Source organism: Paenibacillus alkaliterrae (genome assembly GCF_021532375.1).
Taxonomy (GTDB): domain Bacteria; phylum Bacillota; class Bacilli; order Paenibacillales; family Paenibacillaceae; genus Pristimantibacillus; species Pristimantibacillus alkaliterrae.
Genome location: NZ_JAKGAP010000001.1, coordinates 1 through 8,084 on the forward strand (window position 1 = coordinate 1; position 8,084 = coordinate 8,084).

Sequence of the window (8,084 nt, forward strand, 5' to 3'; positions counted from 1 at the left end):
TACTCGTTAAAGTGACCGCTATGGAAGTCATTCCACTGGATGAGAACCACCGGGAGATCGTCCGGCACGAGCGATGCTATGGCGATCATCGGCAGCAACGCATGCAGTGGCTGCCCTATCTTACACAACTTTCGCGCAGTCCTGGCGCCTTGAAATACTCCGGCATCTACGCCATGCTTCCGGAATCCGTGCAACAGTTTCTGGAACGTTGCAACAAGGGCGAGAAAGGTAAGGTATTGCAAGCCATAGCGACCTTAACCGAGAAGAATGGATTCGAATCTGCGGTGGAAACGGTGAACGACGCACTTGCCTATGATGCTACCGACACCGACAGCCTACTGAATCTGCATCGGCGAATCCATGGCAACGTGGTAGAACTGACTCCGATCCGCCTGGCCGGCAACATCCCGGATCTCAAACGGATAAATCCTAACCTGACGGCGTATGACGACAAGCTGGGAAAGGCGGGTGGATGATCATACTTACCGATGACATCGCGTCTTGCTGTAAGGCGCTTCGACTCAGCCGCAATATTGCTGAGATGTCCGGGAGCATACAGGCGGACAGCCATCAGGCGTATCTCCTGCAGTTGCTGCAGGCGGAACTGGAACACCGGGAAGCGGCAAGAGTGGACAAGCTGTTGAAACATGCCGGGTTCTACAGTCTCAAAGCATTTGCAGACTTCTGCTTTGAAGAGGTCACATTACCCGCGGGTGTGACGCCGGAATCACTTAAAAATCTGGATTTTCTCCAGAACAACACTAACCTTGTTATGTATGGCAATGTGGGAACGGGCAAAACCTTCTTGTCCATCGCCTTAGGTGTGGAGGCTTGCAAACAAGGGATCGAGACGAGATTTTATCGAACGGCCGCGCTTGTGAATCGGCTTTCAGAGGCGAAGAAGAGCGGTACCCTGTCCGCATTGATGAAACAAATTGCGAAGGCAGAGCTGGTCATCTGCGATGAGTGGGGATATGTGCCTCTGGATCGAACGGGCGCTCAGCTGTTGTTTGAAGTCATTTCGGAGTGCTATGAGCGAAAGACGCTAATCATCAATACGAACATTGAATTCTCCCGCTGGGTCAATGTATTCTACGATGAACAAATGACGGGAGCCATCCTGGATCGCGTGTTGCACCACTGCCATTTGCTATTATTCCCGGGAACCAGTCATCGAATGAGAGAATCGAGACTGGCCCAATGACAAGGAGGCATGAAAAGTGAACAAGACCATCCATAGCCACTATGCTGAACCGATCGTAGACGATTTGATGCTGGAAGCTGGGGAAGAACAGGAAACAGAAGAACTCGTGGCAGGGTTGACTGCCTACGCGCGAAGTCTTGAATTGCAGATGATCCAGCTGCGATGCCGGATCAATGAGCTTACGCCTGCAGGTCAAGAGAAACCCTTCCCGGAACCGCATACGGACTTGTACGAGTCCTTTGACCATTATGCCGCCTACGAGAAATTTAAGCACGTGTTGCAGCCGCTTGAATAACGATTCAGTCGGGTGCTTGAGGGTAAATAAAGGGCGGGTCAACATGTCCGCCCCTCCCTTGCCCTGCAACGCTATGGAAAGAGGGGAAATCATGGGGAACTATTCTTTCAAGAGGTGAAGCTATGCAAAGGATGTGGTATGATCCGACAACGGATCGATGGAGTGTGGATCTACAAGGACGCCGATATGAGCTGCACTGTGGAGAAACGCTGGAACTCTACATTGGTGGTGAGCCGGTCCTGTGTTCCGTAGAAATGGATCGGCAACAGTGGTATTTCGTCATCAAGGACGTTCGGTTTTATTTGCGCACGTCAGATGAATATGTGGTAAGCATCTAATACAGAAATACACTCGCCCCGGCCTGTGTAATTCCCAGTGAATTATTGATGGTCTTATATAGTTTCTGGAAATGTTGCCTGTGATGGCTGACCTAAAATTCCCCACTTGGGGTGGGGAAAAATATTTTGCAAAAGTGAGGAATTTTCACTTGCAAAAAACACTTACGTCGAATTATAGAACTCAGGCTCCAAGAAAGGATTGGTTTTACGTGAAAGGGAAACATGACTCACTTAATGCAAATGACCTTAGAAACCTTGATTTAGATCTGCCTGATAGTTGTCCTATGTGTAGGAAAGCAATTAATCCTGAATTCCTCGGGGGATATGAGTTTAAATTATATGCTAGTACGTATTATAAGCTGATATGTGCATGCCCAAATGCAGAATGTCTTGAGGTATTTATTGCTGCTTATGAAGAAGATCATTCATTTAGAGAAATAAGATTACAAGGATGTGCACCGTTTAGACATAATCAAGAAGTTTTTAATGATGCAGTTCAAAGTGTGTCGCCCGATTTTGTAAAGATATATAATCAAGCAAAGCATGCCGAAGAAAGAAAATTGGACACCATATCTGTGGTTTAGGGTATAGCCCCCTGTTACCGCTGGCACATTGAATTGTTCTTCAAGTGGGTGAAGCAGCATCTGCATATCAAGCGATTTTATGGTAACAGCGCGAACGCTTTTTACACGCAAATCCACATAGCACTCATCACGTATTGTCTTCTTCTGCTTATGCAGCGGAAATCGCTTATCAAGGGAAACTGTTGATCGTCTACAAACTCGTACAGCGCTGCTGGGATGAACCATTAGAAGCGATGATCCGGAAATTGTACGGGAATCCAACCCGAACATCCAAAGGGCGACGAACATACGACAATGACCGAATATTTGCAGAGACGTTGCAGCAATTCGAAACAGGTGAAACAGACCACTTGAACGATCTGTCATATGATCCATTAATTTAAATATATTACATTATGTGGATAACGGACTGCCTGATATTCGGTCCTTTTAGCTCAAAACGGAGAAACCTTAATATCTGAAAATTTCGAATATCCAATTGAGTCCTATTTATTATTTTTATTTCAATTGATTTGGCGATTTGACGACACCGAGATATTTTTATGCAACGCTAGTGATTTACAATGGTGTAAATGGTAGCTCTAATGGAAATCCTCATCCACCTCATCAATAAACATTCTAGCGTTGTGGTGATATCGTCAGCCTCGTGCTCGAGCCATGCTGAGGCATCTTCCGGATCCATATTGTAGTACATAACTCCCCCAATTATATGGTCCAACTTGTCGGAGGCCGCAGAAAAACACGCTATGAGGTGGCGGACGAGAACGAGGTCCTAGGTGGAAGCGTCGAATCATTCGGGAGACATAAGTCGAATGCGGAAGAGGCGGCGCTATTGAAGACGGACGCTTATCGGAGGAAATGCGCGGCGGCAATCATTGAAGGGATCGCGGAAGTGTTCGCGTTACAGCGCAAGGAGGCGGCGCCGGTGAGCGATAAAGTTAACGTAAATAAACGCCCACTTGCGGAGAATAATCCGTTGGTGGGCGTTCTTCTGCGTCTATAAATGCGTTCCAGTGAAAAATTTATATGAGTGCGGACATATCACCGTTCTGTCTTTCTACCGTTGGAAGAATTTCTATTACCAGTTCCAGAGTTTGCAGAACCTCTCGTTTCCGAAAATACGCTTTTAGTAATTCGCTTAGTACCTCTTCCAGGTGGCGCATCGTTACTTCCACTACTTCTAGATTCTCCGGTAAATTTTCCTCTTTGATTATCTCGTGGCATGTCGAATAATCTCCTCAACAATAATATGAACTACAAATATTGTAAATCCCCAAGAAATATAATTTAAGCCAATTGTATAATGCCGACTTTTCGATTCAATTTTGTCTCCGTTTAGATCAACGACATCTTTATATGTAGCGGCTATCCCCATTTTAACTTTTCCCGAATCTTCTTTTGCAAATGAGTTGCTTACAATATTTCCGAGATCGATTTGATCGTAGTCTCCTGCTTTTATTGATTTAAGGAAATAGTAAGCACTTAAAGATATGAGGGCGACAATTATCAATCTAAATAGACTATTATAGATAAGGCTAGCTATATCCTTCAGAACAGGCGCGTTTGTAGTGACATAGGTTAGGAATGCACCAAACAGTAAACCCGTAAAAGCGAGGGCGATACTTGTTTTTGCTTCTATTTGCTTAAACCTTTCAGCTTCTTCGTTATGAATTGTTTTTGCCGTGTCGAGTATTGCATCACAGCTTTCTTTTTTATACTCGCGGTTTTCATCACTCACTTTAAAACGCACTCCCTTTATACACCTATATAGGCCAGAAATCCTCACCTTTAACCGATCCGTCTATCTCACGCAAAGCATATACGATCCTTTGCATCGTTTTCCCCGAAGGCATATAATCCTCTTCACCACAAGCCCATGTAATCGTGTTCCTGCCTAATCCGCTCTTTTTAATCAACCACTCCTGCTTTATTCCTTTGTTATCTAACCATTTACCGAGTCTTGTTCGTGGCTTCCTAATCCCGTGCATATGTCTATCATCTCCCATATGTCCTCAAATTATATCATAAGTATGGACAATCTGTGAAATTTTTAAACAAACTTTATTAAAAAACTAAGCTACTGGACCGAGCCGTACTGCATAACTTAACACATACGTAAAACGTAACGCCCATTACAGCATGACTACGTTTTACCTATGTATGGAGGCGGCGGTGCGAATTGGAAAACGCGAAGCACATCGGAATCGACATCGGCCGCAACGGTGTCAAAGCATTCGATGGGAACCGCACATTGTTTATCCCATCGGTAGTCGGAGAATGGCGCGAACGACGGTTACAATCGCGAAGAGAAGACGACATTGAAGCGGTGTTTAACGGCGAGCGCTTCTTCATCGGCAACCTAGCGCTTAATGAATCGGAGTTCTGGCGCTATATGATGACGGACGACAAGGCGCACGCCGACAAATTAATCCTCGCGTTAGTGGCGATACATTGCGCAGGCTTAACGGATGTAGTCGTAACGACCGGTCTTCCGGTAGAATCTCACCGGCCGGAAACGAAGAAGGCTATCCGCGAGCTTCTTATCGGACGCGGTCATTGGGACATTACGGTAACGCATTATCCGGATCGTTGACGTCAAGGTAGCGGTCGAAGGCGGAGGTGCGTTTTGGTCGGCGCCGACTGAGGGAAGTGTACGAATCATTGACGCAGGCAGTAAAACGGTGAATTACGTGACAATGCGGAATAAGCGTTACGTTGACCGAGATTCCGGCACGTTACCCTTCGGATTTAACACGAATAAGACGGATAATCCGTGTCAAATGGCGGCTCGGATCGCGGGTGAGCTCGGTAAGAAGTGGGCGACTAATGACAACGTATGGGTAAGCGGTGGGCGTGCGAAGGAGATGGCGGAGTTATTGCGCCAGTACTTTCCATTAGTGCTTACGGTAGAGAACCCAATATACGCAAATGCGATCGGATTTTATCGCGTGGGGAGTGGAACGTTATGAATTTCGTCAGAAAGGCCGTTAATTTTAATGTGGAAAATTCACATCAACGAGAATTGTACGTTGGGTAACGTCACAGAGTTCGAACTTTAGCGGTTACGTGAAAACGGTGCTTTACGCGCACGTGATTAGAGGAGGCAGAAGCAGCGGACAGGCTTAATATTAAACTCATTAATGGACTAATGTTATCTGACAAATTGCGGAGATGGAAACAAGAACCGTCTAAGAAAAGAGGTGCAAAATGATTGTTGATTGCCCTTATTGTGAATCCAAAGTTGATGGAATAGTTAGAGGTGAGCATCAGACATATGGTGAGCACGAAGATAACCCTTCCAAGAGGGTCTTATTAGAGTGTCCTGTGTGCCATTGTACTTTATTAGCAGAAACTGAACATTGGCAAATTGGGCATGAAGAATATAAGTGGAGTAACGCAATTAGACTATGGCCTGAGCCCGAGAGAATCCTTTCTTGGGAACTTCCAGACATTGTTAGTATCGCATTAATTGAAGCAAAGAAGTGCTTTGCAGGACAAGCGTATATTGGATGTGCGGTAATGTGTGGGAGAGCGATTGAGGGCATTTGCAAAGATTTTAAGACTAAAAATAACAATATTGCAGGTGGATTAAAAGAGCTATTGGATCGCCAGGTTATCGATAAAAGAATATACGATTGGGGAGATGCTCTGCGAATCCAACGTAATATTGGAGCCCATGCCTCTGAAGAGAAAATTGACAGGGTAGATGCTACCGATCTATTAGATTTTGCTCTAGCCATTTGTGACTACGTTTATATATTGAGGAACAAGTTTGAACAGTTTATGGAGAGACATAACAAGGATAATCAGTGATTAAAGTCTACTCCATCTCCCTTAAATGTCATGAGGATGCTTTACTTGCTTATCCAATGATAGGAAGCTGTAAAATTCCTCCCTTAGCGTCGAATGTTGTAGGACTAGGTGGGGGATGAAAAATGCAAGTTAAGCGTTTGGAATATGAACTCCTGTTCAAGAATGAAGCACTTAACTCCTAATTTCTCAGTAATCTCCTGAATGTGTTTAGAAAAAATCGTTGACAGTAACCGAAAATGACGATAAACTAAAGTCACTCCCCGAGAGTAACGGAGAGTGCAAGAGAATATTACTCACTTGTAAGTTTGTCCTCCGGGAATGACGGGGACGTGAATATGTAGAATATCATACATGTGTAAGTGAACTAATTCCCTCTTTTTTAAAAGAGGGAATTTTTCTTGGGAGGAACTATGAAGCTATCTTCTATTTCAGATGATTTTTTTGAGTTAGTTAAATTCGACAAAGAGTTAATGGATAATACTAATCGTAGACCTTACTTAATCATTCTGAGATTGAAGTATAGTGGGATTAGACAAGATTTTGCTGTACCATTTAGGTCTAATATTGACTCAAATACTCCAAAAGATCAATATTTTAGTTTGCCTCCAAGAAAAACCACTCAAAAGCATCATGTACATGGATTACATTATCTTAAAATGTTTCCCATAAAGAGCGAATACCTGCGCAAGTTTAATGTTGAAAATAATCCTTATTATGCAACGCTATTGGGGATTATTAATAAAAATTTGAAAACGATAGTAAAGGATGCTCAAAAATACTTGGATGATTATCAAAATGGTAGAAAACAAAGGTATTGTACTAATATTGATGGAATATATCTAGCCATGAATCAAATTCTTGAGGTTAAAGATGTCGCACCTGCAAAAGAAAATAATAACGGATAAGTAGTAAATGTAGTCACTCTCCGGCAGAGTGGCTTTTTTTGTGTGGAGATAAATAAGAAAAGCCACTGATTAAAATATCAGTGGCTGTATGATCAAATTTGAGTTTTACTTGTCCTTGATTGATTTATCAACACTAGCGAGAAGACCTCTTCCTCAAAAACGAAGTCGTTTTAGGGAGAGGATGAATCGTTTTCTCTAGAAATAGAATGTATGTTCTGGTATAATGAGCGCATACTCTTTTTTTTGCAAGGAGGCGTCCTAAGTGGTCATTGTGCACAAAGCTTATCGCTATCGTCTATATCCTACTCATGAACAAGCCACGCTTATTCGTAAAACGATCGGGTGCGCGAGATTTGTGTTCAACCATTTCCTTGGGAAATGGAAGGATGCTTACTCATCCACGGGCAAAGGGCTCTCCTATAAGGAATGCTCGGCGGAGATCCCTAGCCTAAAGCAAACGCATGAATGGCTGAGGGAGGTGGACAGCATAGCGGTGCAGACAAGCGTGCGCCACTTAGCAGATGGGTACGAACGCTACTTTAAACAACAAAATAATCAGCCCACATTCAAAAGCAAAGCGAACCCCGTGCAAAGCTACACGACCAAATGCGTGAACGGTAACATTGCGGTGGGAGAGAGGCATATCAAGCTGCCAAAGCTGGGCCTTGTTCGCTATGCGAACAGCCGCGAGCTTAAGGGGCGAATCATAAATGCTGTCGTGCGGATGTCGCCGAGCCGAAAATACTACATAAGCATTCTCTGTGAGGCAGAAGTCACGCCGCTGCCGCCAATCGATCGTGCGGTAGGCGTCGATCTAGGCATCAAGACGTTTGCCGTGCTCTCTGACGCCCCCGCAATCGCGAACCCCAAGTGGCTGCACAAGCGCGAGAAGCAGCTTGCCCGCTTGCAGCGAATCTTATCCCGCCGTCAAAAGGGCAGTCGGCG

12 protein-coding genes and 1 pseudogene are annotated in these 8,084 nt (G+C 44.5%); 12 read left to right on the forward strand and 1 reads right to left on the reverse strand.

Annotation, left to right across the window (positions count from 1 at the left end; genetic code table 11):
* From L1N85_RS00005 to L1N85_RS00035, 7 genes and pseudogenes are all read left to right on the forward strand, one after another.
* Positions 1-476 (forward strand): annotated as a pseudogene (locus L1N85_RS00005) (IS21 family transposase); the annotation flags it as partial.
* A complete protein-coding gene (istB, locus tag L1N85_RS00010) occupies positions 473-1,204 on the forward strand; it encodes an IS21-like element helper ATPase IstB (RefSeq protein WP_268818081.1) in 732 nt (243 codons plus the stop codon). The pseudogene L1N85_RS00005 and the gene istB, both read left to right, overlap by 4 nt.
* Before the next feature lie 16 nt (positions 1,205-1,220).
* Positions 1,221-1,499 carry a hypothetical protein gene (locus L1N85_RS00015; protein WP_235233305.1) on the forward strand — a complete coding sequence of 93 codons (279 nt, stop codon included), beginning with the start codon at positions 1,221-1,223 and terminating at the stop codon, positions 1,497-1,499.
* A 122-nt stretch (positions 1,500-1,621) separates the two neighbouring features.
* On the forward strand, positions 1,622-1,837 hold the full coding sequence (locus L1N85_RS00020; RefSeq protein WP_235233307.1) for a DUF5348 domain-containing protein: 216 nt from the start codon (positions 1,622-1,624) through the stop codon (positions 1,835-1,837).
* 80 nt (positions 1,838-1,917) lie between these two features.
* Positions 1,918-2,421, forward strand: a complete 504-nt coding sequence (locus L1N85_RS00025; RefSeq protein WP_235233309.1) for a hypothetical protein — start codon at positions 1,918-1,920, stop codon at positions 2,419-2,421.
* A 27-nt stretch (positions 2,422-2,448) separates the two neighbouring features.
* Positions 2,449-2,607 (forward strand): hypothetical protein, encoded by a 159-nt coding sequence (locus L1N85_RS00030; protein WP_407946294.1) that lies wholly within the window; start codon positions 2,449-2,451, stop codon positions 2,605-2,607.
* Positions 2,608-3,253: 646 nt separating this feature from the next.
* Positions 3,254-3,424: a hypothetical protein gene (locus L1N85_RS00035; RefSeq protein WP_235233311.1), complete on the forward strand. Its 171-nt coding sequence runs from the start codon at positions 3,254-3,256 to the stop codon at positions 3,422-3,424.
* 207 nt (positions 3,425-3,631) lie between these two features.
* Here the strand turns inward: L1N85_RS00035 and L1N85_RS00040 are convergent, their stop codons facing one another.
* The gene (locus L1N85_RS00040) at positions 3,632-4,159 is read right to left on the reverse strand and encodes a hypothetical protein (RefSeq protein ID WP_235233313.1); all 528 of its coding nucleotides are present in this window, start codon (positions 4,157-4,159) and stop codon (positions 3,632-3,634) included.
* Between the two features lie 441 nt (positions 4,160-4,600).
* Here L1N85_RS00040 and L1N85_RS00045 point away from each other — a divergent pair, with 441 nt between their 5' ends.
* The 5 genes from L1N85_RS00045 to L1N85_RS00065 form a co-directional block, all read left to right on the forward strand.
* The gene (locus L1N85_RS00045) at positions 4,601-5,014 is read left to right on the forward strand and encodes a ParM/StbA family protein (protein WP_235233315.1); all 414 of its coding nucleotides are present in this window, start codon (positions 4,601-4,603) and stop codon (positions 5,012-5,014) included.
* Positions 5,015-5,102: 88 nt separating this feature from the next.
* Positions 5,103-5,390, forward strand: a complete 288-nt coding sequence (locus L1N85_RS00050; protein ID WP_235233316.1) for an acetate and sugar kinases/Hsc70/actin family protein — start codon at positions 5,103-5,105, stop codon at positions 5,388-5,390.
* 238 nt (positions 5,391-5,628) lie between these two features.
* Positions 5,629-6,234, forward strand: coding sequence for a DUF4145 domain-containing protein (locus L1N85_RS00055; protein WP_235233318.1), 606 nt, complete (start codon positions 5,629-5,631; stop codon positions 6,232-6,234).
* 398 nt (positions 6,235-6,632) lie between these two features.
* A complete protein-coding gene (locus tag L1N85_RS00060) occupies positions 6,633-7,139 on the forward strand; it encodes a hypothetical protein (RefSeq protein ID WP_235233320.1) in 507 nt (168 codons plus the stop codon).
* Between the two features lie 262 nt (positions 7,140-7,401).
* Positions 7,402-8,084: transposase (locus tag L1N85_RS00065; RefSeq protein WP_235233322.1), on the forward strand; the 683-nt coding region annotated here is incomplete at its 3' end.